Consider the following 24883-nt stretch of genomic DNA (forward strand, 5'->3'; position numbering starts at 1 on the left):
ACTAGTGCAAGGGGAACACCATGAGTGAATCCGACGGAATGGACGATGTCGTAGACGGCGGCTTGCGGCAATTGCTGATGATCGCGTCCCGCATTGCCGAGACCTTGGCCCGCAAACGTCAGGAATCCCAGCGGCAGCAGGAACACGCAGACTCCCAGGCAGCGCACGAAGCTGCTGCGCGCTTGGCGGCTGATCGCAGTGCCGCCCATGCAGCCCTTGCCCCGGTGGAGAAAGACCAGTGGTGGGACAAAGCCACGGCCTCCGACATCGCAACGGCGTACGCCGTCGCGGAGGCCTGGAAGGACCACGACCCTACAGCCCTTGCAGCCTCCGAGAGGATCCGCCAGGAAGTCCTGACACGGTACGGCATCGACACACACGACTTCGGCGCAGATGCCGCATATCTTGAATCAGGTATCCACACCATCGCCACCGAGCATGCACGGCAGGAAGCCTTGGCCCGCAGCCAGGAAGAGTCCCGCGAGGCTGCCGTTGAACACGAAAAGGCCATGCAGCTCCTCGCGGCCGCCCGCGCCGAAGAACTCCGTGCCCAGGCGGCGAAACTCGCCCCTGAAATGGAGCGCCACCAAGTGCCAGTGGAGTACCTGGCCAACCCCGAACTGACCAAAGCCCTTCAGCAGGCACACAACGCGAAAACCCCCAAAGCGTTGGAGGTAGCGGACACCGCCGTTAAGGAACGCATGTTCCTGATCGGCAAGGACGGCATCAACGGACCCGACATCGACCAGCTCCGCAAAGAAACCACAGCGCACGTCAACGGCGCTGGCGAGGAACACTTCAAGGACCCTGCCTTCGTAGACGCCGCCAAGAACCTGCACGAAGCCAAACTCTTGGCAGAAGGCGGATTCAAAGGCGACACATGGTCAACCCAAGAGCAGCGGTATGAAAGGGCCGGGACGGAACTCTTCACCCGCATCGAGGGCGTCGGACGCGAGATCGAGAACCGAGTCACCGGCAACGACAGCAGCCGGCTGAAAGACCAGGGCCTAAAGACGGAAACCGCTGCACATGTCGGCTATGGGTCTGCTGAACACCACGAGAAATTCGCCGAGTCCCTGGCCACGGCCGGAGCCAATGAGGCACAGGTACGCGGACGTGTAGCTGCAGAGCGAAGCGAGGCCACACATCCAAAGTCGGCCCTCACCATTGGCAAAGACGCGACCAAGGCACGAAAGACTCGCGCGGGAGCAGTAAGGGGCGCGGAGCGGTCCAAGAGCGACCCGTCCAAGTAGTTATGACCCAATGCGTCATAGCTTCCAAAGCAGTTAGTTCTTTCCGGGGAACAAGAGAGCGATTGTCGGCGTTGCAGTGTCGTCAGAAGTGAGCACAGGTTGGATCGAATGAAAGGTGAAGGACCTAGTGGCGACTGATTATGATGAAGTCCGCTCCGACGTCAAAGAATCCCAGGAGCGTTCCCTGGAGGCGCTTCAGTCTGCCAACGCGCCGGATGCTCGCAGCGTTGTCAGCGAACTGGAAGAAACTGACGCTCTTGATACGGGTCTGACGCCGGGCGGGGAGATTGTCTCCGAAGAGCTCATTGTTCAGGTCATTCCCCAAGCAGCCGATGAATTCACCTGCTACTCCTGCTTCCTGGTCAAGCACAGATCCCAACTGGCCCGCGAGCAAGACGGTCACTCGTACTGCCTCGAGTGCGACAGCTAGGCCCTACAAGATCAATGGTTCTCCGGACCCCAGCAAGAACTGGGCTGACCGGCGACGGAACGTTGTTCCCAGTGACTTCCAAGGTGGTCCAGAAAGAATCCTGTTGAAGCTTCGGTCAACCGCTATTTGACCGGAGCTTCGCCAATTCCGGGAGGGGTCAGCCCTTGGACTTCGCCATTCCGGGATTGCGCGAATACCTGACAACACGTAGCGCTTCCTGAGAATCCCACGAAGTGGTATCTCCATTTCTATGAGAGCGGCAACCAACGCTGCCAGGTGCCATGGGGAAGCTAGATTTATGACGGCTGCTCGGGGTTTGGGCTGGTATCGCCCTCTCCGGGGTCGGGCGCTTTTCCGGTCAGGTCAGATAGCCGGTCGAGTAGTGCCCGGCAGCGGATGACAGCAGCTTGAACAGCCACAACGAGAGGTTGCGAGAAGTCAAGGGCATCCGTGGGCTCGGCTGCCTCGGTGTCGTCCGGATCAGCCGTGCCCGCACTTTCGTCCATTGCCGCCCCTGAATTCGTGTCGGGTGCGACCGCCTCTAAGTCCGCTTCGAGCGGTTCGTCGGGAACTGACTCCGAACGGTGGCTATAGCGACGCAGGAATTGCTCAAGGGTTCTGACTACACGGTCTTCCTCTGTTTCGGCAGTTTCTAGGCCGGCTATGACCCAAGGTTCTTCGCATGAGATGGCGTCCTTTGCAGTGTTCGCAACAACTAGTCGGATTAGGTTCCCGACCTCGTAGTCAATGTCGCAGGCTACTGGTAGGAGAGGGTATGTTGCCATGGCTTCTACGCTCGGTGCTTGTTCGTCGAATGGGCGGTAGTACGCCCAAGGTTCGGGACTTGGGTCGAGCCTTTCGATTGCACGTAGGACCGGTCGCAAGTACGCGTACGGTTCACTTTTAAAGGGTGCGCCGGATTTGTGTTCCCAAAGTTTGAGTACAACCTCTCGTGTTGTTGCGGCTAGTTTCTCGTCGTCCGGGTCTTCGCGGCAGCGGGTAATGAGTTCAGCGAGGTGGTGCGACATCCACCGACCAACGATGTCGCTGGGATCAAGGGCATCAGCCAAAGCCCGGCCAAGCCGTAGGACCTTGTCGGTGTCAGGACTCATGAGTCTCTCCTGCCGTATCGATCAAGAAGTATTTGGTTTGAAGGGCTGGAAGGTCCAGGGCTTCGTCGTCTTCAGAATTTTTAGAGCGGCGGCGCGAGGAGTCCTCCCCGCGCCGTTGTATTTGGACCTCGACGATGAGCCAACGATCAAGTTCATTGAGCATTCCGGCAAGCCAGGCGCGATTGAAAACGATACTATGCCCGGTGGAACCCGTGGTTTGCCGTGTATCGGTGTGGTCATCCCATACGGTCGAGGTCGCGACAATGCGGTTGCCGCTGTACCAGAGCCGTAAGTCAGCGTCAGGAACAAGCAGATTGATGGGTGCGAGCGATGAGCTGGGCCTAACGGGTGGAAAGTTGATGGACCGTGCATATGGATCTTGACTGTCGATCCCGGAGTCAACGCCGTGATCGTCGATCCAGCCGGCCAGCTCGAATCCAGGGACTGTGGAGCTGAAAGTGTCGTCTCCGGTCTCAGGAATTCTGTAGGCGCGCTTATCCGGAGATGTCTGAAGCGCCCTAAGTAATGCGGGGGCGGTGTTCGGGGTGACGAGAGCCGAATTGATACTTACGCGCTCGTTCCGTGAGTAGTGGTTCGCACTCCGGAAACCAGAAACGACGACTTGGTCAGGCGACGAAAATAGCTCCTCTTTGAATCTGCTGGACTCTATCTGTCTAACCCAGTTTTGGCCATAGCTCACGGTCCCCAACCCCATCGAATCGTCTTGATCGATTCGAGCATTTGGCGGAGCCGGATCGCGCCGATCGGATAACCAGCGGCCGTCATCGCGAGTGAGAGTGTGGGACTTGAGGAACCTTGTGTATTCAGACTCTCCGGCCTCGTCGTCATCGTCGTACCGTAAGATGACGGGCCGGTTGTGAAGGAGGAGGCCTGCCACTTCATATAGGCCCTGAATGGCGAGGTAGAAGTCGAGGTCTTCTTCTTCAGGCCACTCGCCGCGGCTGGCATAGCTATCCCGGGGATAGAGTTTTAGAGTGTGGCGCATATCGTCTTCGACGCGCCCTCTTGATGAAATCGCCCAATGGTCGATCAACACTTCGGCGACAATCTGTTCAATTGATTCTTCAGTGATGCCGAAAGCGTCGCCGAGGTACTTGCACCAGTACCGGCGGAAGTCGAAAAAGAACCTGAACCGCTCCTCCTCAGTGGGGTCATCTAGGTCGGGGGCAATTGGCAGGCCGTTCCCAGCTGAGTTGATCTTGGGGAGATGGGACTCGCTCTTTGCTGGCTTGGGGAAACTGTTATGGGGTGGGGTCGAAGTACTATCCTCTGGTCTGACGCTGGGGGCCGCAATATCAGCCAGCGAGACGTCGTTGGTGAGCTCATCCTTCCGGGAGTGGCGTGCGTGGCCCATCGGCTTGCCGACTTGATCAAGGTGTTGTTTTTCCTCAGAACTGAGGGTGATAAGGCCAGCGCTGTGGAGGCGGAGCAAGCTGTCACGCGCAAGCGGCGTGTTCACCGCATGGGGGATTCCTAGTGCGGTCGTTTTCAGCAGAGTCTCGCATGCGATTGCAGTTGCGAGTCCTATTGGTTCGACGGTCGCCCGGTTGATGCCTATGAGCAGCCATTGAACAGCATGTTTTTGGTAAAAATCGAGTCGTGAATCGAGGAATGGAGTAGGCACAATCCGTTCGCAGGCGAGGTCAACCAGGCGTGATACCAAGCCGGAACTACCGAGCGTAAGAGCAAGGCGAACGCTGTGAGCAGCTCGCCATCGCGTCTTTCCCGCCGGGTCACCGAGAGCTGTCCAAATGACTGATGCCAGTGCCGCTTCGGTCTCCCAGCTTTCTGTCATGCCGTCGTTGTGATGACCATCGTGGCTGTCGAGGGGCGCGGTGTCTTTGAAATACGAAGAGGCGAGGTCGAAGAGTTGGAGGGCCTCGCCAACGGGAAGCCTCCGACCGAGGTTCGAGGCAAGCGCGTAGGCTTGCTCGGTTGTGAAAGAGGCCTGTTCGGCCAGTGCGCGACTGGCAATGGTTTCGTAGTTAGTGTCGCTGTTTGTTAGTGTACGAGCGTTCTCGTAGTTGAAGGCACGCCAGGAAACGAGGAGTATGTCTGGCGCGAATCGAGGAATTTGCGCAATGAGAATCTGATCAAGCGCGGCTTCAGCCCCCATCGAAAGCGGATGATTGCCTAGCGCATCCAACAGTCGGCTTAGGTCCCAGAAGCTGACCGACGGGCAGGCCTTGAATGCGTGCAAGACTGCATCGGAGACCAGATCCTCAGCAGCGATGTAGTCGAACAAGTCTTTTGACTTGTTGCCTGTTGCCGAGTGGTCAAGTGCTTTAGCCCATCCGTCCACCGTTGTGAGATCGAAGTTTTTGTAGTCATCCCAGCCGTTCTTGCTCCTTTCGTTGGAAGGGAACGCGTATGTTGTATCTTCCGATGTGCGTAGCAGTGAGGCGTCATTCCGTTCAATGGATGTCTGCGTGACCCCTGTCAGTTCGAGAAGATCCTTTTGCTCGGCCGGCGTGAGTGGTGTGGGACGTCGGAATTGGAGATAAGTGATTACCGCGGACGTTGAGTCCGGAATTTTGGTGGCAAGCGCTGAAGCCAGGGCATGGTTGTCTGGGAAGCGGTCTCCGAGGGGAAGGAAGCTTAAAGCGGCTTTAGGGTCTTCATCCAGTACGAGGTCAGGGCTGGTGAGGATCGCATTGGCCACGTCGCGGATGGTAGCGGTGCGCCTGTCCCTCCAACGGGAACCGGCCGCGAGAGCTTCCGGCAGCGAAAGACGGCTGGCTGTGGCAAGCACATCGGAGTGGGAGAGGTAATCCCCGAGGTAGGGTTCGAGGCTTTCAGCTATCTGGCATAGCCGGTAGGCTTTGCCGGTTTGATTGGTTGTGCCCTGTCCCGCCTGGTTTGCAAGCGTAAGTAGGGTCTCCCATCGGCTCCAAGCGTCATCGCCGATGGCATTCGTTATTTCCAAGGCTGCTTGGAAATGAACAACCGCCTCGTCGGGCGAGATGCGATATGTAGCCCGGGAAAGATTGACGAAATCGGCGGCAAGTTCGCTTGCGTCCTCTCGGGCAGCGGCCGCTTCCTGATGGCAGCGCCTGGCAAGTTCGGATGAGAGCCTGTGGGTTAGTGGATTCGCGGCGGTCTGTCGAACGACATTTGTCAGGGTACTCCTCGCGATCACATCGTCATTTGCGGCCTGGAACTCAAGGAATTGCGCGTGGTCGGCGATATCGGGAAAGCGGCCAAGGGCGCGCCCGATGAGGGTGAAGACGGTGTTGATCTTGGTCTGGTCGACACGTTCTTCACGCCATTCAGGTGGTTCCTGCCGTAAGAACTCGGATATTCGTTGGGAGAATCCGGCCTTGTTTTCAGGGCCGGGATTGCCCAGAAGGTCCAACCATGCCACGGCCCAGGAAGTCAGGGGTTCGACGTTCTCACGGTACGTCCGTAGTTCACGGGAGGACTCGTACCTCTCGCGTTCTCTTGCTTCCCGGATTCGTGGACCCTGGAACTCGGTGGCATCGGCGGAACGGCCCTCAAGTCGGGCACCAAGTGTGAGCCCGAGGATGGGATACCACACGTCTGGGTCGTACCATGAGCCACTCAAGTGCCCGAGGTCTTGTGGAAGGTACAAGCGCAGGAGCTGCGCGGCTTTGTCTGCAGCGAGAATTTCGAGGGATACTGCTTGGTTGATCAACCAACTCGCAGCGGTCAGGCCGTTGTGAATCGGGTCGGCGGAACGGTTTCGCCGGCTGAGGTCGTTGTTTCGGCTAAGTTGTGGCCTTTGATCCTGGTTCAGGACTGGTTTAAGAAGATGAGCCACGATGTCTGCGTCCAGCTGCAAATCCCGTTCTGACGCGGCGTGCGCAATGGCAAACTTGAGGTACTTGCCTTTGGAGCAGCGGGCAAACTCCAGAAAGTCTGAATCTCTGCCGGCATCGAGCAATCGACGTGCGATGTCTACTCCAACGTCGAACGCAAGGGCGCGAGGACGCCATCCCCGTAGGAAACGAGTGCAAGCCGCTGGTCCATCCGTGTTCAGCAGTCCCCAAGCAATCTGCAGAAAGTCCAAGTCATTCAAATCCGACGGGGTGTCATTCCGCCGGGCCTGGGCCACCCAGGCATACATCCAAGACATCGCGCTCCGGAGCCGGTTTCGTGCTTGGTCGCTTTGGCCCCCGGCACCTGCCAGCAGAGCGCCTTCAATCGGAAGGTTAGAGTTAGGCCACTTAGCCGTGATGCTTCGGGTAGCGATGAGATGTTCGAGCACGCTCGGGTCGAGGAAGCGTGCCGCCAGGTCGGTGTTTTCCCGTATAAGGTCGAGGCGGCGGGTACGTCCGGCCGTCAGTGCTCCAAGACGCAGAGCGAGTTGGGCGGCTTCAAAGTGCCGGTCCGCCCGCAAAGCGGCCGACAGGGCGAAATGTGTGCGCTGCTGCGCTATCTCACGCCGCTGGACCTCGTTCCGCTGTGAACTTGGAAGTGCGTTGTCAGGAAGCAGATCATCGGAAAGCGCGAGCTGCACAAGATCGTCGAATCGGCTGGCTTCGAAGAGCAGTGCCGGGAGCGAAGCAGCTACATAGGCATCTTTTTCGGCAATGGGCGACAGGCGCTCTATGAAGGCATCAAGGCTCGCTCCAGTGGGCCTGAAGTGATCTCGGAACCAGGTTTCGGTCGGTTCATCCCGAAACTGTACTGTGTCGCCGTCAATTAGAAGCGGGCGTCCAAGGTCTGCGACGAAGCTCAACACCACTGACGGATGAACCTTGGCCAGTTCGGCCAACACGCGAATAGGGATCATCGGGCGCAGAGCAGCAAGGCCGGTGCAGATTGCGTCAATTTCCGGGGCCGATCCGTGTTGTCGGTCGCGAATTTCGGCAACTTGGCGCTCGATCAAAGCGTCCAGAGCTTGCCCGGGGGAACCTGGATTTGGTGCGAGCCAAGTCAGGGCTTCCTTGATGTTGTTGGTGGCATCCAGGACCGCGGCTTGTACCCGAGGGTTGCTGCTCGTTCTGTTGTGGAACTCAGACGCGTCAGTGGACGAGACATCTGGATAGACCGTCGTAAGATGGGCGCGTGTTTCTGCGAGATCGAAGCCTGAAAGCAGAACGTCCCGGTAGCCGGCGGGAAGCCCGAGCAGGTCAATGCGCTCTGTCCGACAAGTGGCCACTAGCCTCACATTCTGGGGAAGCTGCTCCCGAAGAAGGCCGCTAACAAAGGATCGTTCCCCCATCTCATCGGCGATCATGGCCGCGTTGTCTGCGGCATCTATAACAATCGCCAAAAGCGCGCCCGTATTTGTCGTGGCGACCATCTCAGCCGCCTTGCTAAGTCTCCTATAGAAGGCAAGAGCATAATCGGCATCGTCCGCCGTGGAGGATGGGATAAGAGGATCGCATAGCGCGTGTGCTGCAAGCTCGTTAACGAGTTGAACAAAGCCTTGCTTAGAGCGGTGGCGCGGTGCACTAGGCCGACGGTACGAGCCATTACCGAAGCAGTCGAACACCACAGTGACTGAGCCTTCGGGTAAGTTGTCTTTCAACATGCTGGCTAGAACACTCTTGCCCACACCGCCCGGGCCATGCACAAGAGTTGGGGCAGTGGAAGACTCACAAACCTTCGCGGCGATCTCGCCAAACTGGTGCCTGTCAATTGAGCGCTTTGGGGCTTCAATCAAATTGGGCGCAGGAAGCAGCAGGTCCTCAGAAGCTTTAAGAGAGGCGAGCACATCGGCGCGACGCACCATGGGATTGTCGCCGGCGACTGAAGTCGCCCGACTGGAAATCATTTCCCGCAGTAAAAGGGCCTGTTCGCCCGGTGCCCCTGGGAGTAGATCTGCGACATCCAGGTCGAGAAGATGACGGAGCTTAAGGAGGGAGGGTGCTCGCTCATCGACCGTGAGCCGTTCGCAAAGGAGTCGGAGGTCCTCCGTGGAAATGATTTCCGTGAGCCGCTTTCGGATGCCCCTGGTTGCTGGCGAGAGGTTTCCGTTCTGGAGATCCCTGAGTGCCTCCATGGCGGAGTCCGCGGGTGGTCGGTTACTGATGAATTCGAAATATACACCGTCGAGTGCAGCCGGGTGATTGGTCTTCAACGCGGTGTATTTGCGCGCAAAGCCAATTAAAGTCTTTGTCAGGAACGAAAGGGTCCACGGGTCGTTCGCGTAGCGAGTGGAATGCTTGAACTGTCGGTAGACAATTTTCGTTGCGTGTTCAATATTGCTTGAGCCCCAATACTCCGCCAGGTCGATAACTTCATCACCCGTGCGAGTCTGCTCGTCGTCAGACAAATCGTCTGTCTGGGACACATCGGGCTGTTCGCTGGGATCGACTGCTTCGACAAACAGTGAATCCAGTCCAGATGTTGCGTCAAGGAGCCGCAATGACTGACGCGCCGCCCAAGTGTAGTGAAACTGGTCGCCGTCCCGGCTCGGACGAAGAAGATCAGGTTGGCTCATCCCGGGAGCTCCGAGTGTTCGGACAACTCTCCGGTGGATGTGGTTTCATCTTCTGCCTTCGACTGGTCGGCTTTTCGGCTGATTTCCTTACTCTCCTTCTGGGGCACTGGATCTGCTTTCCCCCACAACGTGTCGTAATGCGTTGAGATCAACTTCGACGACGAGGGTTCGAGAGTCGTGGCCACGCCAAATCGTTTGGTGATGGAGTTCAGGCTTGAGCCAAGCATGTACGCGCTTCCCCGCTTGGGGATGATGAAGCGATCGTGGAGCTCGTTTTGCTTGAGAGACCGTAGTGCGAGGTGGGGCACTTTTTCACCCATCAGCGCAAACACAGGTGCAATCTGTTTTAGCTTCGAGGTGCCAGTCAAGACGCGGGTGACGGTATTGAAGTTGGCCAGCGTCAGCAATTGATCGACGTCAAGGTAGGGATCGATGACCATGCATGAGTCAAGGCTGGTAATCTTCGACATCAATTGTGCGTAGGCAAACGGATCATTTGGATCAATGACGACTTCGACCGTGGAACCCGTGTCGGACGCCGGCAGGGGAGTGTTCGATTCTCGCAGCACCGCTCGCCCCAGCGGAGTGATGTCCACTTCACCAGCGCTGAGGGTCATCCAGCGGACACGCACCATGAAATCCAGCATGGGCTCAACCACCCGTCCCCTGCCGAGTACAGAGTGAGCAGTTTCCTCATCCATTTCGCTAAGAAGACGAAGAGCAGTCCAATCAACAGGCTTTGTAACTTTTGGTTCCCACGCTGCTGCGTAGGCCTCGAATTCAGCCTTACGCAAAGCATGGCCCTGTCGCCTCACGGCCTCGACGTACATCAGAAGCCGATGCCCAGATTCCCCTACGATTTCCATCAGGCGATCATATTAGAAAGGAGCCGCCGTCGATGTAGATTGCGACCTGGGCCCACGTCCGTTCGAGGACCACCAGAACGGCAGATCAGCCAGCACTGGACTTGAGTTTTCGTTGGGCAAGTATCCATGTTGTCGCTGCTACGCCCACCCCCACGCTTCGAACGCCGACAATAATGATTCCGTAAAGCTCGGTCACTGGCAATTGTATCTATGGCTGCAAAGGGCTCGGTTGGTAGTCTTCCCTAAGAACAGGGATTCAGGTCAGTGATTCTTAGTCCACATGTTGTGAATCTCCGAACCGTTTTCATCATAAATGAGATGCAAATGCTCTTCGGGGCTGGCATGATCTACCAGGATTACGTCAGTTGTATATTTATCGAACTTTCGGCTATATCCGTTCTTCACCAAGACTTTGATTCCGTTCTCTTCGAACTGAATGTCGCGTTTCCCTCTCTGTTGCTGCGCTTCGCGATAGGCGCGACGCGCCAAGGAGGTCAAGTGGCTTTGAGATAAAGCAGCGCTACCCAGCCTCCGCCGCGTAGCCTCTTCCCGCGCCAAGCGTTCCTCGCGCGCCGCAAGCATGGCCTGCCGATTATGCCCAGGCGAAGACGAGGCTCCGTACTTCATGGCACCAACCGCTTGGTCCCGGAGGCCTTGCTTAAGCTCATCCGAGAATCCCATTCCAGCTCCTTCGATACAGGCACTGCCGGTCGGCATCGACCTACTCGAAACCTTACTTGCAAGTTCATGATGGAGGTCAAGAGTGAGCAGAATCAGATTTCAGAACGGTTATATTACGTTGAAGTGACGCCCTTCTGTCCAACAAATGAGAGCAAGGCCTTAGTCGTCCAGTTTCGGAATAATACCAAAGCACTCGCCCAGCTGACGGCTCGACCCCTATGGTTCTACACCTGCACCTTGAATAATTAACCTTGTATTAGCCGAGGCGCGGGTTCTGCGAAGTTTCGGTCTACGCCAAAATGATGGCTCTTGCGTCCGGGTCGTCGGTACGGCTGAGTAAACCCACGTGCCCAAGTCGCAGTCGCGGGCGGTTAGCGTCGGCGCGATCCGAAGCGAACTGAAATGCCAGGCAGGCCGAGTGAGTCGACCGTAAGGGTCGTACTTTGCTGAACTACTCCAACGGCGATAGCCCTCGCGTCGGCTCTGACGATATCTGTGTCCACTATGGGAGAGTCAAGGTTGGGTGTCGTCGGGCCGTCTACCAGTACGTCGAGATTAATCGCGGCTCCACGTTTCAAGAGAAGCGGCGGTATGCCAAGGAAATCGGGGCCAAGCCGAATGGTCGGGGTCGCAGCTACATCCGTATCCATTGTGGATACATACCCTGCGGGAAACATCACCTTGAGCATCTGGCCGCTATCGAAGTGCCTCGTCGAAATGTCAGATGGGCCAAGATTCTTTATCGTCACCTTAACTAAATAGGGATCCTGGACCGGTGTGCCCTCGTAAGATACTTCCAAACCGCCGTTGGCCACTCCGTTGTCCGGCATCAGTTGAACGGCTTCCCACGTGAAAAGAAGCTTCCGCCTACGGTTGCCGTACTTCCACGAGAAGAACCAAGTGATGATTGCACCAATAACGATGCCACCTACCCACGACAGCCAGCCGATCTCATCCATTGGATTATTGTGCCTTATTGAAGTTGCGCAATCTGTGCGAGAGCAGTAGGGAGCCAACCTAGGACGGCGTGGATGCTGACCTACGGATAAACGTAGTACCCCATATCAGCTGCTGGGCGAGCCGGCGGCCGAGGTTGTTTCCGTCGTAAGGGCGGACTCGCCAGCACGTCCGTTCAGCGATTCGCTTGGTGCGGTAGTGGGGCGCACGCTCGCGAATAATCCCGACATGATGCTTGAGGCGTACGAACTCACGATTACGTCACCGGGTGGAGAGAGCTGGTTCACACACGAGGGCGAAGACTTGGTGATCGTCCTGAGTGGAAAGCTGCTTGTGGAGTTCGAGGGCGGCGAGCCAATGACGCTAAATGAGGGCGATTCGCTTCATCACCCCGGGCATCTGGCACACAAGTGGCACCCCATCGGTAGCGAACGCGTGCGGGTCGTCCACGTCGTCGCGAGCGGAGGGCACGCCCACGGCGATTCTTCAGGGCGCAGGTAATCGTGCTTGGCGCGGCAACCCCTGACCGTCTCACTGGGAGCCCGGCTGAGCACCTTTGGGCACTTTGGCGATGCGGAGCTGTTCGCTGGGCTCCAGGCTGCGGGCATGAAGTTTCAGTTGTAAGTAATGAGGAGGGGCCTTGTATGTGGCAAAAGCGTTCTGGATGGCACGGAATGGACGGCCACAGAATTTGCGGGGACTTCCCCCGGAAGAGCGGAGGGCAACCCGCCAGGAACTGGCCTGTTTATCTTGTCATGGACGCGCGGTGTTCCGAGCGGGACAGAAGCGTCAGCCGTCGTTTGCCGCCCGACACAGGCAGGACTGCCGGTTGGTGAGGAGGCGGTGGAGCGCGTTCAAATTCCTTACAGAACGCCGCGCTGACAACACCGGTGTACCTGCCCGCGCAGAATAGCGAACGCGCCACCTGACGCGGACGCAGACAGCGGCCCGGTAGCGTTCTATTTCGGATAGCTTTCAGTCCTATCGAGTTTGCTCCGCGCATGCTTTACCGATGACGACACCGGATGTGAGAGTGGCGGCCGGTAGCGCGGCGGGCCGTTGTTCTGTGGGTGCTAGCTGCCGTGATGTCTGTGCTCTAGCGGCTCTGGAAGCTCGCAATCATAGGTGCTCGCATCCGGGCCTGGTAGTGGTCAACGTTATAGTTCCTCCAATACGGTGGGACAAAACCAATGTGTGGACGGTGAACAACTTGAGTGAGCTGGCTGTCTTTGTAGCGGAATGGGGACCCTACGTTGCCAAGGGGGTTGCAACCGGTTTAGGCATGCAAATGGTCACTGGGATTGTGAAGGCCGGGAAGCTTGGGCGACGGAAGCATGCTGAGGAGCAGTTCGACGGACTTTACGGGGCGATTGCCGCCGGCGTAGTGGGCGCGGTGTGGAGGTCGGTCGCGTATGATTCCACCGAACAATCAGATACCGAGGCCTGGGCAGTCTACGAGAGCGAATCGTGGTGGGATCTCTTCACCGATCGAGTCCTCGAGCCTATGAGCGGTTCTAAGTCATGGGAGTTGTATGTCCAGCATTTTGTTACTGGGTCTACTGATTCCCTTGAATCAATCCGTGAATGCCTAGAATCCGAAGTCGGGGACTTGCATTTGTTAAGTGAAGAATTATCTATCGATATAGATGACTTCCTGTTTTGGCTAGGCCCTTGTATTCGGGAGGAGCTCCAAACTCGAGCTGCAAGAGAGGCGACTTCCTTCGCTGACCTCACTCAATTACTCCCTTCAATCCCTGAAGTAAATCAGACAGGCTCGCCGGCCTCAATACGCCGCGGAATCCGCACCTATCTTGAATGGGTTCTGCGTTGTTGCAAAGCAAGAATGAATTCGCCGCTCACGGAAGCCAAGCAAAATGCAGGCAAGCTTGATCGACCTGCGAGGGTTCACGTGACTGTACGGCGAGATGTCGAAAAGGGTCGTCAAGTCTACGAACCTTTATCAATCAGATCTGAATCGGGCGGCCGTACAAAAGTTGTGCCCTGGGATGAGATGGCTGCCAGAGACGGGCATCTAGCAGTGCTCGGCGATCCGGGGACGGGCAAGACCTTACTTGTTCACAGGGAAGCGCGTCGACTCGCCATTGATGCGCTCACGGCGCTTGAAAGTCAAGTTAAGCCTGAGGATCTCCATCTTCCTGTAATTGTCCGTTGTGATGTCCTCCATGAGATAGCTAGTAAGGATGCTCAACTCAGTTTTGAAGCAGCTTGTGCCAACTTGCAGGATATCGACAACGAATTTTACCGCGATTGGTTCACTCGGCATCTCCAAACAACACCCAACACGTACCTTCTGGATGCGCTTGATGAGGTGCCTGCAGAAAGTGGATCAGCCCCCTGGGGCTGCTTCTTCATAACTGTCAACTTCGTCAGGGAAAAGGGAGGGTTCTCCTAACGAGTCGCCTGTCTGGTTATCGTCGGCCAGCAGGGCTTTCGACGATCGACGAGGTCGAACTGCAGCCCTTCACTCCGGACGAAGTGTTTGCGTACGTTGATGCCTGGGCACTTCCACCGGCTTCCAAAAAGCGCCTTGTAGACCGTCTCACGAACGATGACTTCATGGGGTTGCTAAGGACTCCCCTCCTCCTGACATTCGCTTGCGCGCTGGCCGACGAAGACGAAGACATTCCGGACAGCCGCGCGGGCCTCTATGAGCGGATCTTGAACCTTCTCTTAGACGATTATCACCGGAGGGGTGAGCGTCAGGCGTCGACCAAGATACAAAACCTCTCGCTAAAAGATCGAGCAGATCTCCTTCGAGTTCTTGGGGACATTGCCTTGTCCTTCGCCGAACACCCAGATGGGTGGAAAGACCGTATGTTGGCCGATGAAATATTTGATGTGATTAGCTCCGCGAAGGGCGAGAGTGAAGTTGATGCACTCCGTGCTGCAGTACAATCTGGGATCCTCATTCCCAGTGGAATCAACCGGTTGGGTGGCGCTCCAGCCTACTATTTTATCCATCGAACGGTCGCAGAATACCTGGTCGCTAAGAATCTAGCGCACAAAAAGGGTATCCGCTGGCAGGAACTTCTTGAGCGGCACCTTTGGTTTGACAAGGACTGGGACGAAGTCCTCAGCTTAATAGGCGAGTTTCAGGTTGCTCACAGCGCTTACCTCAGCGCTTTACTGGCTATGGATCCAGATATTCTCCATTGCGGACTAGCCGTTGCCACACGGGTTGTACAGAGAGCATCTGTCTCGGCTGAGCTCGCGGGTGCTGTGGCCGCGCGTTGGATGTTTCTTTGGGAGCGTGGACATCCCACAGCGCCATATCAACTCGAGCTAATCGCACCCAAATTGCCGCCTCGATTAATTGCGAAGGTCATAGCCAAGCTACGAAGCGACGAGCATTCAAGCCCCAGCGCGGCGCTACGGTTACTTGCCGAAAACGGCACCGAGGAGGCAGCGCAGGCCATCATGGACTTCTTCGAGGACGCCAAGCTTAGCGAGGAGTCGCGGTTCTCCGGAGCAATCGCGGCTTCAGTTTTGAAGGGGGAGGGGGCTCTGCAGAGAAGAATGGCAGTTCTTCGCAGCCCGACCGCCGCCACTTGGGTCCGCCAGGCTATTGCTGAGCAGTTTAAACAGGCCAGCGGGGAGGCTGTCGCTCTAGGGCTCGCTGAAGTCGTCGGAGACCCTACTACCGATTCTTGGGCAAGATTCACCGCTTCGCTGTTACTGGGCGACGGCGCAGGGAACAAAGGAGTGGACGCTCTCATAGAGGCCTTGCGGGACCCAAACTTTGATCAGGAAGCTCGTGGCGAGGCCGCTCGCGCTCTGCGCGACCAGGGTGGCGCGCGAGCCAACCGTGCCCTACTGGATCTCCTAGAAGATTCTACGGTCGACCCGTGGGCCCGTTGGATGTCTGCGCTCATGCTTGCAGGCTGCGGCGGAGCCGCCCCTAAGATCAGGGTTCTGGATCTTTTTCGCGACCCAACTACTCCATTCTGGGTCAGATGGTCAGCGGCTCAGTCACTTCAAGACGGTGACCTGAGCGCGAACATTGAACAAGGCCTCGTCGAAGTCCTGCACAACCCCAGCAGCTCCATGTGGGCGCGCTGGTCGGCTGCCTTTGCCTTGGACGCGCGAGGTGAGGAGGAAGCGGATAGGGCCCTCATAGAGGTTCTTAGGGATCCTCAGGCCCCCTCGTGGATAAAAGCGGAGACGGCTCGCCAGCTTGGCGGTCGTGGAGGAAGCGGTGGAGCACGGGCGCTCGTGGAGATCGTCAGGACTCCAACGATCGATCACAGCGTGCGGCAGAACGCAGCTCGTGCCCTTAGGGAGCACGACCAAGAAGAAACCCGCCGAGCCCTTGTCAACCTTCTTCACGACGCCGATATTGAGTACCGGATGTTCGAGCTGATTATCACAGCGCTAGCAGGCCGCCAGATGGAGGAAGTGAGACGCGTCCTCATCAATATCGTCTCTGACCCTGACACCTTATCTTCGCCGGACCACATCTGGGCCATTCGTTATCTGGCTAGCCTTGGAGGGGTGGAAGGCGAGCCAGCCCTGATCAGAGTTTTATCTAGCGCTGGCACTCATCCGAGAGTTCGCATGGAGACCGCTATGGCTGCCGGTGGCCGCGGACTCAAGCCGGCGGACGACATCCTCTTCGAAGTCCTATGCGATCCGGCTTCTTCTTCACGCGACCGCATTCGGGCTATCGAAGTGCTCGGTCGGCATGGAGGAGAGCGTGAGAACGCTGTTCTTATTGAGATCCTTTTGACTGCGACCGCCGACCGGGATCTACGGGCCAAAGCCGCCAAACTGTTGGGAGGCAAAGAGGGGAGGGACGTTGCAGCTGCCCTAGGGCAATGCCTTTGGGTACCTGGTATCTCACGAACCGCGGCCGAAGCGCTGTCCTTTTCCAGTCCGCTCGCTGTCATCCAAGCACTCGAAACCGCTGTTTTGAGGGCCAAGCAGACTAGAGTACGCAACTCGCAAGACGTCCCGCTGTCCTTCGCGATTCTTTCTGACTTGATACCTATGGGTTGGGCCTCGAGTGATTGGCCTCTGCCGCAAAGACAGGCCGTTCTGACCCTACTCGGTACGGTGACACGGATCGTCGAGGAAGATCAAAGTTCGTCGTCTCGACAGTCCTAGGAAATTTCGACTGACTACTTCAGAACACGTTAGGGTCCTGCAACTGCTCGCAATCGCGCCAGTAAAACTACGCCCCAAGCTGCTATACCCGCACTCGAAGCGGACGTCACGGACCCCCCTATGGAATACCTCGCTAACCCCGAACTGGCCCGAACCCGCAAACGGGCCCACAACGCGAAATCCCGAAAGCGCAGGAGCACCGGAGACGGACCGCTTGAGCCTGAGCCTGCCGCCGCGCGTGATACGTGGGTTCGCCGATGCCGGCTTGTCGCGAGTGTGGCTATGGACGCCTTCGGGATGAAAGAGCCTTTCGAGCTTTGTTACCGCAGCGTGATGACGTCGCGCCCATAAAGGTCGCTTCGGCCCTGGAGCCGCGGGCGACATCGCAGGGGTCATCCGCTAGCGCAGCCTGAACGAACCTGCGCTGGGACTTCCCTGCATCGGACTTCGAGAAAGCCCCTATAGGCGGCTGTAAACGCTGGTTGGCTCGAGACATCCGTGGCACTGAAGCTAAGAGATGCGTCGCCCAGCGCAGGTGGCAGGGTCTTTGCTACTTTCAGATGCGCCTCCCATGCGTCATTGCTTCCGTATACGTATATCTCGTTGGTCTGCTCTTGAAACTTGGCCCTTGCAGTCATGAACGACGACCATGCTGTCTTGGCATCTGCCGGGGCCGTACCGCCAAAGAGGTCGACCGCAGCATTCCTATATGAATTGGCTGCGTCGAGGTAGCTTCTGTAAGTAGATTCTTTCTGGTCCTTAGCTTTTTGCTCTGCAGCTACCTGCAGTTGCGCATTTGCAATTCTGTATGAGGCTTCGGAGGACACTTGGGCTCCCCATACGGCAGAACCCGCGCCGAGGACTCCAGCTAAGAGCACGCCCAGAACTCCGGTGCCGACTGGGTGTCTCTCAACCCAATTCCTGCCAGAGCTTTGCGAGCCGTTCTCGCCTGCTGTCGTCATGAATAGGCTTCCTCGTGCATATTGGCCCCAGCCGGCTTAGCGGGGAGATGTGGAGTGAGTAGGGCTTAGCCTAATGCTGGGGCCCCAGCATCGCAGCCTCGAAATGTAACGTCGGTATCGGCCTACGGAAACAGGCGGAGACCACGGTGGTGTTGCCTGTTGTCACGACGCGGAGTGGGCATCGTGGATACCCGGACGCGGTGCTCGGGCGTACGGGATGTGAAGGTTCGGTCCTGTCTTTTTATGAGATTATCGTGGAAATGTGCCGGCGCCTTTGCGGGCTGCACACGCGCCGTATATTTAATTGGCCCGGCCAGGGTTAAGGGCAACTACTTCCAGTCCAGGAAGATATCCCCTCGAATTTCTCGGTCAAAAGGTTACCGTAGGCTGGCGTGCCCCCTCGCTGGCGCCATATACCCCTTCGCCACTGCAGTCGCACGCTATGGAACCTCTTCTTCTCCAAGACGCGTTCAGCGGCGTACCGGCATACATGATCATTTGGCCTGCCCTAGTACATGATCTGTTGTTTCTTGATTCTTTCCGTCAGTTCATTGATCTTGTCGCTAAAGGAGTCATCCGAATCCTCGACCGGCTCCCAGCCCCATGCCTCCCTGTCGGCATTGGCCCGGAAGTCGCGTTCCCATATCAGCTCACCACCACGTGACCAGGAGGTGTCACGACTCCAGTACATGCCCGGCGTCGGTTCGAACCAATCCCACGGTTCGAGGAGAGTAAGCAAGCCCAAACGGTATTCCGTCCTTCGGAAAGCCTCCCAGTATGTCTCCTGGTCACCCAAAACGGACAGCATCGAAGCTTCGAGATCCTTTTCTAACAGGGCGCTGGGCGGATACCAATATCGGGTCCCCTTCCAGCGGGGAAATTCAACGACCACTGAACGGTCCAGCACGAGATAGCTGTCAAGGCCTACGAAAGCCGGAAGTAGCTCGTCGACGTTGTGGTGTTTCAATTTCGGTTCGCGGCAGAGCCTGAGGAAAACATCGTCTTGATGGGAGGTTACCGCTGCCATGGTCGCTGCCCGGAAGACAAGCAATGCAGGATATTTGCTGAGGTTGATCCAATGCTCGTGAAACCCCCCAGCGATCGGTGTGTGGGCCCGAAGCAGTTGCTGGATCGCCCAGATCCAGAGGTCGGTGTGTAACTTATCGCGGTCAAACATGACACCGGTAGCGACCAGTTTCATGAGTGTCTGTGACGTGGCCAGCAGTCTCGCGCACTCTATTTCGAAGTCGCGCGGGACGTTGACCGTTGTGGATCCATCGGAGGGAACTATGCGCGGAGAGCGTTCTGACAGGGCTCTAGCTATTGGCCTCAGCTCCTCATCAAGCAGGTCACGGAGCTCGATGTGGTTTTCCCGGTAGGGCAGGAGCTTTTTGAGCCTTGCGATAGCCATTGCTTCGGTGATCGGTGGTGCTGCGAGCTTTTCAAGGGAGTCCAGACGCGTCACGAGGTCGGGAAAGAACTCGTCGGCTGTGACGTTTTCCAAGACGACGGCGTTGTGTCGTACGACGAGTTCCTGGCCTGCCTCGCCTAGTTTGTTATAACTCGTCCAGAAGAGGGGGTAGCGTCTGCTGCGGCGACCTTTGAGTGATTGAACCAGTGCCTTATCCCACTCGCCAGACCATCCATTGATGATGAGGCCGTACTCATCGAAGACCTGGTCGATCAGCTGCTGCATACCTTCGCCGTAGCTGCTCAGTTCCGCGAGAGTGTTGCGTTGTTCGAGGCTCTTGTAGTCGCCATGGATCTTGATGACAGTGCATTCGGAGTGCACGAGGGGTTTCATCCCTCTGACCGATTGTTCGGAATCCACAACCTGGGGAACGATCCCAATCGCCGCCAAGGCTTGTTCGATAAGTCGGTCGAAATTGGTGGTAACTATGACCTTCACAAGACCTTTTTGAACCAGGTGGGCGAGGGCCTGGTGTGCCGGACCCGGGACCCTCTTGCCTTCCCGACGTTCCTCCTCAGTTGCTTCGAAAAATTCCCCGAGCAGTGCACTACGGGCCGCCTGGTTGGGGGCCATCTGCTCGAGCAGGTTCGAGTAGCCCAGTTCCTGTTCATCGCCGTGTTCGGCCCACCATGCTTCCACGTCATCATTTTCGTCAAGGGGAAATTCGGAAGCTGCGGCAGCTTGTCGGACCAGTGACTTGATAACGCCGTACCCGGTTGGCATGCCGGTCCCAGTAGATGTCCCTGAGCCTATAAGGAGGGCATACACCCCGGGCTGGGCGTGCATTGAGGTGGCAAGACTAATCCGGATGTCCAGGGCTCTACTCATGAGAACACCTTATGTGCGGCATTGTTGGTGATTTGTAAATGCTTTGACACGTTACTCGTTACTCTGGCGTCCCGGTCGATCGGTATTCGGAACGCCAGTTCGTCAGCGCTAGAGCTGCAACGTGTGGACGCCCAGGACGGTACGAGGGCGTGATCGTGCATGGGATGCAATAATCACTGTTCAACTTTACATAACATCCGTTATCGGCGTTTAAACCACGGGAGTGGAAGTAGCTGCGAGAACCCCCGTGCATTAACGGCAGATGGCAGTTTTCGCAGTAAAGGTGTCAGTCGACGGATTTGAGGCGTCTCCCAGTCCAGTTGTCATTGGCGCCTGCCTTGCCGTTGCTGGCGAATATGTTGGCCGGGCACGCTGCAAGCCCTTTGCTGATCTACGGAACTGACAACATGAATGAGAAGCAACTGCCAGTTCTGTCTCATTCAACCTGTCAGTTCCCACGTCGCCACTGACAACTACATTGAGAACGGACAGGAGTTCTCACGTCCTCCAAGCGAAGCAACTGCTGGTCGCTGCATGCCGCCAGGTACCGGCCAATGGCCGCACCACCCATAGCGAACGCCTATCAACCCCACTCGGTGCCTTGACACTCCAACTGTGACCCGAATAACATTTTCCAGCAAGTGAATCACTTTCAAGATAGTGAAAGCCCGGCGATGGGCCTTCATGACAAGTGGCCGGGGTCGGCGCAGCGCCTGCATTATCTATCTGATTGATGCCCTCCTCTTCTCTCTCTGTATCTTCGTTTATGCCGTTGACCAGTGAGACGAATGCAGCTGCTGACACTGCGGTCTTAACACTCGACGGAACAAGGAGTACACATGAGCAGCAGGAGGAGGCGTCTGACGTCACCGCGATTATTGATCGTGAGCGCCATTGCCCTCGTTGGCGTTCTTGCGACCAATACGGTCGCGCGGGAGGCTCCGGTTCAGGCAGCAACCACCCTACGCGGCGTGTCCGGTTCCCCGGAGATGCTCTACGTCTCAGCCGACAGCGGAAGCGACTCGGGTCTGGGTACGAAGTCCAAGCCCTTCGCCACCATTGAACGAGCGCAGAAGGCGGCGCGCGAGGTAGCGTCGGCCGGCACGCGCGACGTCGTCGTTAACATTGACAGCGGCACCTACGTGCTTGATAAGACGTTGACCTTCAACGCCTCCGACTCCGGCCGTAATGGCTTCGGAGTGACCTACCAGGCCGCCGGGTACGATCACAATCAGCCACTGGGACGGCACGCAGAGGTTGTCCTCAGCGGCGGCCGTAAGGTGACTGGATGGACGCTGGATAACGGGCCGCGCAACATCTGGGTAGCTGATGTCGGAACCCTCGAACCGCGGCAGGTGTACGTCAACGACCAGCGGGCGCCACGAGCCTCGATCTCGGTCAACGTCGGCATGGTCGAAACGCCCGCTGGCTACACGGTAGTCGACGCAACGCCTACCCTCCAGGTGGGGTCTTGGGCCAACCCGGCGGACATCGAAGCGGTATGGGTTCGTACTGCAGTCTCGTGGGCCGCCCCCCGCTGCGGGGTGTCCTCCATTGCATTGACCGAGATTGTGATGGACCAGCCGTGCTTCAGCCGCGTGATTGGTTCGACACACGTCGGGACGAGCCCGACGCGTCGACCCACGTCGTTTGAGAACAGCAAATCCTTCCTGTCCGAGCCCGGCACCCAGGTACTGGACACCACCGACCCCCGGCACCACAAGCTGTACTACATTCCGCGCCCCGGCGAGGACATGAGCCAGGTCAACGCCGTCGTTCCTGCCCTCGAACGCCTTGTCGAGACCAATGGCACACCGGAGGTTCCGGTGCGCAACCTCACTTTCCGCGGTGTGGACTTCCAGCACACAGCTTGGAACAAGCCCAACACCACGGATGGTTACGTGCACCACCTTTCCGAGCAGTATTGGTGCGGGCCCGTCGTTTACCCAGTGGGTGAGACGTGCCACAACCCTGGCGGTCTCCGGTTCCGCTACGTAGATGGGGTGACTCTCGAGGGCAACACCTTCTCCCACATGGGGGCTGACGCCATCGAGGCCAATGGGAAGAACATCGCCATCGTAGGCAACGAGATTACCGATACCTCCGGTGGCGGCATCATCCTCGGCAACGTCCAGCCAGAGACCCGGGACTCGATCACCGACAGTGTATTGGTAGCCAACAACTGGATCCACCACATCGGCGAGGAGTATTCGGGCGCTGGAACAGGCATCACCGCCATCCAGTCCAGAAACATCACCATCCGCAACAATCAGATCAATACCATCTCAGACCGTGGCATCTTCGTGTGCGGCGTGGCGCCGACCTGCCCAGGTCCTGGAACTAGCGGGGCGAAGATCCTGAACAACAAGGTCTTCGACATCCTGCGAGTCATGGGTGATGGTGGTGGTGTATACGTAGTCGGCCCTCAGTCTCAGACCGGTTCATACGAGACGGGCGCCTTGGTGAGCGGCAACCTCATCCACGACACTGACTATGAGCCTGATGTGTACCCTGGTCTCACCAACGGGCCATTGGATTTCGCCCTCTACGCTGACTATGGGCCGACGTACATCACGTTCACCGATAACGTCGTATACAACACGACGAACTCCGCTGGGGGCCTTAACGTGGAGGGTGGCCCGCTGTCCGGCAACGGCGTTTTGCCCACCGGGGAGCACATCCAATTCCTCGATAACTTCTGGGTCGATCAGGAACCTGCATGGTTGATGCCGCCGAAAGACCAAGTGCTGGAAGGCAACCATGTTCTCGACCGCGACCGCGCAAAGGATGAGTGCTTGTCGATCGAACGCTGCCGCCAAATCTATGACTCCGCCGGACTCGAATTGCTTTACCGGCCCATGCTTAGTTGACGATCGCGGGGAATATCTCAGCGTCCCAAAACCCCTCTTTGGGGGGTGCACTCATTGTCGGGTAATGGGAATGATCGGAACAAGCCGTCCGTTCGAACTGGCTACGTCGTGGCGTAGATGCCCGATGGTCCAAAGAAGAATAAAGTCGGAACCTTGTGTGCAATCACTGCATCTTCTCGACTCCCGGTGGATGCCACGTTTCGTCCTGAGAGGCAGTGGGCACGCAGGCTCTGGTGAAGGAGAGGTAACGATGCTCGATCTTCAGCGTACTGCCGCAGCGAGTTGGGTGAATCTGTCATCCATAAACGAGGGCGATGAGGCCCGGGCACGCTGTACTAGGGCGACCATCGCCGAAGCATTGCAGGACATCCCCGGCGTTGAGGTCGTCGAAGTATCCATCAACGATTCGGGAGCGGTAGCGACGCCAGCCACCTGGGCTGTCCCCAGCCTGGATTTCAGTGACATGCCACCTTACTGCGCCGTCCATATCCATAGCCAGGATGGCGACGGCCACATCGCGAACATCGAAGTTTGGGTACCGCTGGCGTGGAACGAACGCTTTCTCGGTGTCGGTGGGGCAGGATCCCGTCTTGCCTATGCTCACTTCCCCATGGTCAACGGCGTGCTCAACGGGTTTGCCGTCGGGATGACTGATGGCGGAGTGCCACTGGACGGGAGCGCTTACGAATGGCAGATCTCGCCTACAACAGGAAAGAACGATCCGGTCCTTATCAACACATGGGTCCATGAAGGAACTCATGTAATGACGATTGTCGGAAAGGCTGTCACGGCAGCTATTCACGGAAAGGAGCCGGCTTTCAGCTATTTCCAGGGCGGCTCGGGAGGCGGACGCCAGGCCTTGTCGTCGGCGCTACACCACCCGGACGACTACAACGGCGTTTGGTCGGAGATGCCGGCCATCAATTGGACTCATCTCATTCCCGCAGGGATGTGGCCAGCGCTGGTGATGAAGGAATTGGACAACCCACTCTCGCCGGCCAAGCTGGAGGCGTTCCGGAGCGCGGCGGTCGAGGCTTATCGGATCAGGTCAGGATCGCTGCGCCCCTTCATCGATACTGTCGAGCGGGTGGATTTCGATCCTTCGGCGCTAATTGGCGTGGACACTCCCGCTGGTGTCATCACCGAGCAGGACGCTCGAGTGATGCAGATGATCTGGGATGGCCCAACCGCACCGGACGGAGAGCGGCTGTGGTACGGCGTGCGCCCGGGCGTCGAAGCTTGGGGGGCGATGGGTCCCGGACTCGGGATTTGCGAGACGAAACTGGATGATTCCGGTGCGCTGGTGCCTGTCCCGTGGGAGATCTCCGAAGTGTGGTTCCAGACGTGGTTGACCGATGGGCGGAAGAACGATTGGAGATCCCTGACTTTCGATGAGTTCGCCCGACTTTGGAAGGTCGGGTTGGAAAAGTTCGCATACGTGGCTGTCGACAGCACAGATCTCTATGCCTTCCGGGACGGCGGTGGAAAGCTTTTGATCACTCACGGGACTGAAGACCAAGTGATCCCGCCCGAGAGCAGCTACGAGTACTATGACCGGCTGGCGTCAGCGTTTGGCGGGTTCGATAGCACGAGCGATTTCGCTAGGCTCTTCGTCTGCCTCGGTCAGGCCCATGGGCTTGCTGAGCCCGGGCGGTTTAACTTCGATCTCTCAACAGGAATGATCGCGCTCATGCGTTGGGTCGAGCACGGAGTTGCTCCGGACGAACTCATTCCCGTTCGTGCTGGAACAGATGAGCAGGATCCGGCTTTGGGCGTCCGGTACGTGCCGGTGTCGGGCGACTCCGGCTCCTACCGCCTGAGGAGAACCGAAGTCGCAGCCTCGTAGGGGCCAGTAAGTTAAAGAAGCCCCCGATTACCGGCATGTTGCCGGTAATC

Annotated in this window: 15 protein-coding genes; 8 read left to right on the plus strand and 7 right to left on the minus strand. The window is 57.6% G+C overall.

Annotated elements, in window-relative coordinates; translation table 11 throughout:
- The first annotated feature begins 20 nt into the window (after positions 1-20).
- Together ACFVSI_RS10925 and ACFVSI_RS10930 are read left to right on the plus strand one after the other, a co-directional pair.
- Positions 21-1253, plus strand: coding sequence for a hypothetical protein (locus tag ACFVSI_RS10925; RefSeq protein ID WP_387823058.1), 1233 nt, complete (start codon positions 21-23; stop codon positions 1251-1253).
- 127 nt (positions 1254-1380) lie between these two features.
- Positions 1381-1683 carry a DUF4193 domain-containing protein gene (locus tag ACFVSI_RS10930; protein ID WP_387823060.1) on the plus strand — a complete coding sequence of 101 codons (303 nt, stop codon included), beginning with the start codon at positions 1381-1383 and terminating at the stop codon, positions 1681-1683.
- A gap of 296 nt (positions 1684-1979) precedes the next feature.
- Here the strand turns inward: ACFVSI_RS10930 and ACFVSI_RS10935 are convergent, their stop codons facing one another.
- The 5 genes from ACFVSI_RS10935 to ACFVSI_RS10955 all read right to left on the minus strand — a co-directional run bounded on the left by ACFVSI_RS10935 (position 1980) and on the right by ACFVSI_RS10955 (position 11734).
- On the minus strand, positions 1980-2795 hold the full coding sequence (locus ACFVSI_RS10935; RefSeq protein WP_387823063.1) for a hypothetical protein: 816 nt from the start codon (positions 2793-2795) through the stop codon (positions 1980-1982).
- Positions 2785-9228 (minus strand): hypothetical protein, encoded by a 6444-nt coding sequence (locus tag ACFVSI_RS10940; protein WP_387823066.1) that lies wholly within the window; start codon positions 9226-9228, stop codon positions 2785-2787. The genes ACFVSI_RS10935 and ACFVSI_RS10940 overlap by 11 nt, the downstream gene beginning before the upstream one ends.
- Positions 9225-10094, minus strand: a complete 870-nt coding sequence (locus ACFVSI_RS10945) for a hypothetical protein (RefSeq protein ID WP_387823069.1) — start codon at positions 10092-10094, stop codon at positions 9225-9227. The genes ACFVSI_RS10940 and ACFVSI_RS10945 overlap by 4 nt, the downstream gene beginning before the upstream one ends.
- A gap of 261 nt (positions 10095-10355) precedes the next feature.
- On the minus strand, positions 10356-10775 hold the full coding sequence (locus ACFVSI_RS10950) for a hypothetical protein (RefSeq protein ID WP_387823071.1): 420 nt from the start codon (positions 10773-10775) through the stop codon (positions 10356-10358).
- Between the two features lie 371 nt (positions 10776-11146).
- Positions 11147-11734 carry a hypothetical protein gene (locus tag ACFVSI_RS10955; protein WP_387823074.1) on the minus strand — a complete coding sequence of 196 codons (588 nt, stop codon included), beginning with the start codon at positions 11732-11734 and terminating at the stop codon, positions 11147-11149.
- Positions 11735-11960: 226 nt separating this feature from the next.
- Here ACFVSI_RS10955 and ACFVSI_RS10960 point away from each other — a divergent pair, with 226 nt between their 5' ends.
- The 4 genes from ACFVSI_RS10960 to ACFVSI_RS10975 all read left to right on the plus strand — a co-directional run bounded on the left by ACFVSI_RS10960 (position 11961) and on the right by ACFVSI_RS10975 (position 16856).
- Positions 11961-12233 (plus strand): cupin domain-containing protein, encoded by a 273-nt coding sequence (locus ACFVSI_RS10960; RefSeq protein ID WP_387823077.1) that lies wholly within the window; start codon positions 11961-11963, stop codon positions 12231-12233.
- A gap of 163 nt (positions 12234-12396) precedes the next feature.
- Positions 12397-12645: a competence protein CoiA family protein gene (locus ACFVSI_RS10965; RefSeq protein WP_387823105.1), complete on the plus strand. Its 249-nt coding sequence runs from the start codon at positions 12397-12399 to the stop codon at positions 12643-12645.
- Positions 12646-12942: 297 nt separating this feature from the next.
- Complete coding sequence (locus ACFVSI_RS10970) at positions 12943-14145, plus strand: hypothetical protein (RefSeq protein WP_387823080.1); 1203 nt, start codon at positions 12943-12945, stop codon at positions 14143-14145.
- A gap of 164 nt (positions 14146-14309) precedes the next feature.
- Positions 14310-16856, plus strand: a complete 2547-nt coding sequence (locus ACFVSI_RS10975) for a HEAT repeat domain-containing protein (protein WP_387823083.1) — start codon at positions 14310-14312, stop codon at positions 16854-16856.
- A gap of 392 nt (positions 16857-17248) precedes the next feature.
- Here ACFVSI_RS10975 and ACFVSI_RS10980 read toward each other — a convergent pair whose 3' ends face one another.
- Both ACFVSI_RS10980 and ACFVSI_RS10985 read right to left on the minus strand, forming a co-directional pair.
- Complete coding sequence (locus tag ACFVSI_RS10980; protein ID WP_387823086.1) at positions 17249-17818, minus strand: hypothetical protein; 570 nt, start codon at positions 17816-17818, stop codon at positions 17249-17251.
- 508 nt (positions 17819-18326) lie between these two features.
- A complete protein-coding gene (locus ACFVSI_RS10985) occupies positions 18327-20117 on the minus strand; it encodes an SIR2 family protein (protein WP_387823089.1) in 1791 nt (596 codons plus the stop codon).
- An 839-nt stretch (positions 20118-20956) separates the two neighbouring features.
- Here ACFVSI_RS10985 and ACFVSI_RS10990 point away from each other — a divergent pair.
- Entirely contained in the window at positions 20957-22987 is a 2031-nt protein-coding gene (locus ACFVSI_RS10990; RefSeq protein ID WP_387823091.1) for a right-handed parallel beta-helix repeat-containing protein, read from the plus strand.
- Between the two features lie 190 nt (positions 22988-23177).
- Positions 23178-24833 carry a tannase/feruloyl esterase family alpha/beta hydrolase gene (locus ACFVSI_RS10995; protein ID WP_387823094.1) on the plus strand — a complete coding sequence of 552 codons (1656 nt, stop codon included), beginning with the start codon at positions 23178-23180 and terminating at the stop codon, positions 24831-24833.
- Positions 24834-24883 lie beyond the last annotated feature (50 nt).

Origin of the sequence: Paenarthrobacter sp. NPDC057981, from assembly GCF_042886835.1 — a bacterium.
Classification (GTDB): Bacteria; Actinomycetota; Actinomycetes; order Actinomycetales; family Micrococcaceae; genus Arthrobacter.

Excerpts from the sequence above, each read along its gene's own strand:
- ACFVSI_RS10925 (WP_387823058.1), top strand. The coding sequence starts at position 21 with ATGAGTGAATCCGACGGAATGGACGATGTCGTAGACGGCGGCTTGCGG.
- ACFVSI_RS10935 (WP_387823063.1), bottom strand. The coding sequence starts at position 2,795 with ATGAGTCCTGACACCGACAAGGTCCTACGGCTTGGCCGGGCTTTGGCT.
- ACFVSI_RS10940 (WP_387823066.1), bottom strand. The coding sequence starts at position 9,228 with ATGAGCCAACCTGATCTTCTTCGTCCGAGCCGGGACGGCGACCAGTTT.
- ACFVSI_RS10945 (WP_387823069.1), bottom strand. The coding sequence starts at position 10,094 with ATGGAAATCGTAGGGGAATCTGGGCATCGGCTTCTGATGTACGTCGAG.
- ACFVSI_RS10950 (WP_387823071.1), bottom strand. The coding sequence starts at position 10,775 with ATGGGATTCTCGGATGAGCTTAAGCAAGGCCTCCGGGACCAAGCGGTT.
- ACFVSI_RS10955 (WP_387823074.1), bottom strand. The coding sequence starts at position 11,734 with ATGGATGAGATCGGCTGGCTGTCGTGGGTAGGTGGCATCGTTATTGGT.
- ACFVSI_RS10960 (WP_387823077.1), top strand. The coding sequence starts at position 11,961 with ATGATGCTTGAGGCGTACGAACTCACGATTACGTCACCGGGTGGAGAG.
- ACFVSI_RS10965 (WP_387823105.1), top strand. The coding sequence starts at position 12,397 with ATGGCACGGAATGGACGGCCACAGAATTTGCGGGGACTTCCCCCGGAA.
- ACFVSI_RS10975 (WP_387823083.1), top strand. The coding sequence starts at position 14,310 with ATGGGGTTGCTAAGGACTCCCCTCCTCCTGACATTCGCTTGCGCGCTG.
- ACFVSI_RS10980 (WP_387823086.1), bottom strand. The coding sequence starts at position 17,818 with ATGACGACAGCAGGCGAGAACGGCTCGCAAAGCTCTGGCAGGAATTGG.
- ACFVSI_RS10985 (WP_387823089.1), bottom strand. The coding sequence starts at position 20,117 with ATGAGTAGAGCCCTGGACATCCGGATTAGTCTTGCCACCTCAATGCAC.
- ACFVSI_RS10990 (WP_387823091.1), top strand. The coding sequence starts at position 20,957 with ATGAGCAGCAGGAGGAGGCGTCTGACGTCACCGCGATTATTGATCGTG.
- ACFVSI_RS10995 (WP_387823094.1), top strand. The coding sequence starts at position 23,178 with ATGCCACGTTTCGTCCTGAGAGGCAGTGGGCACGCAGGCTCTGGTGAA.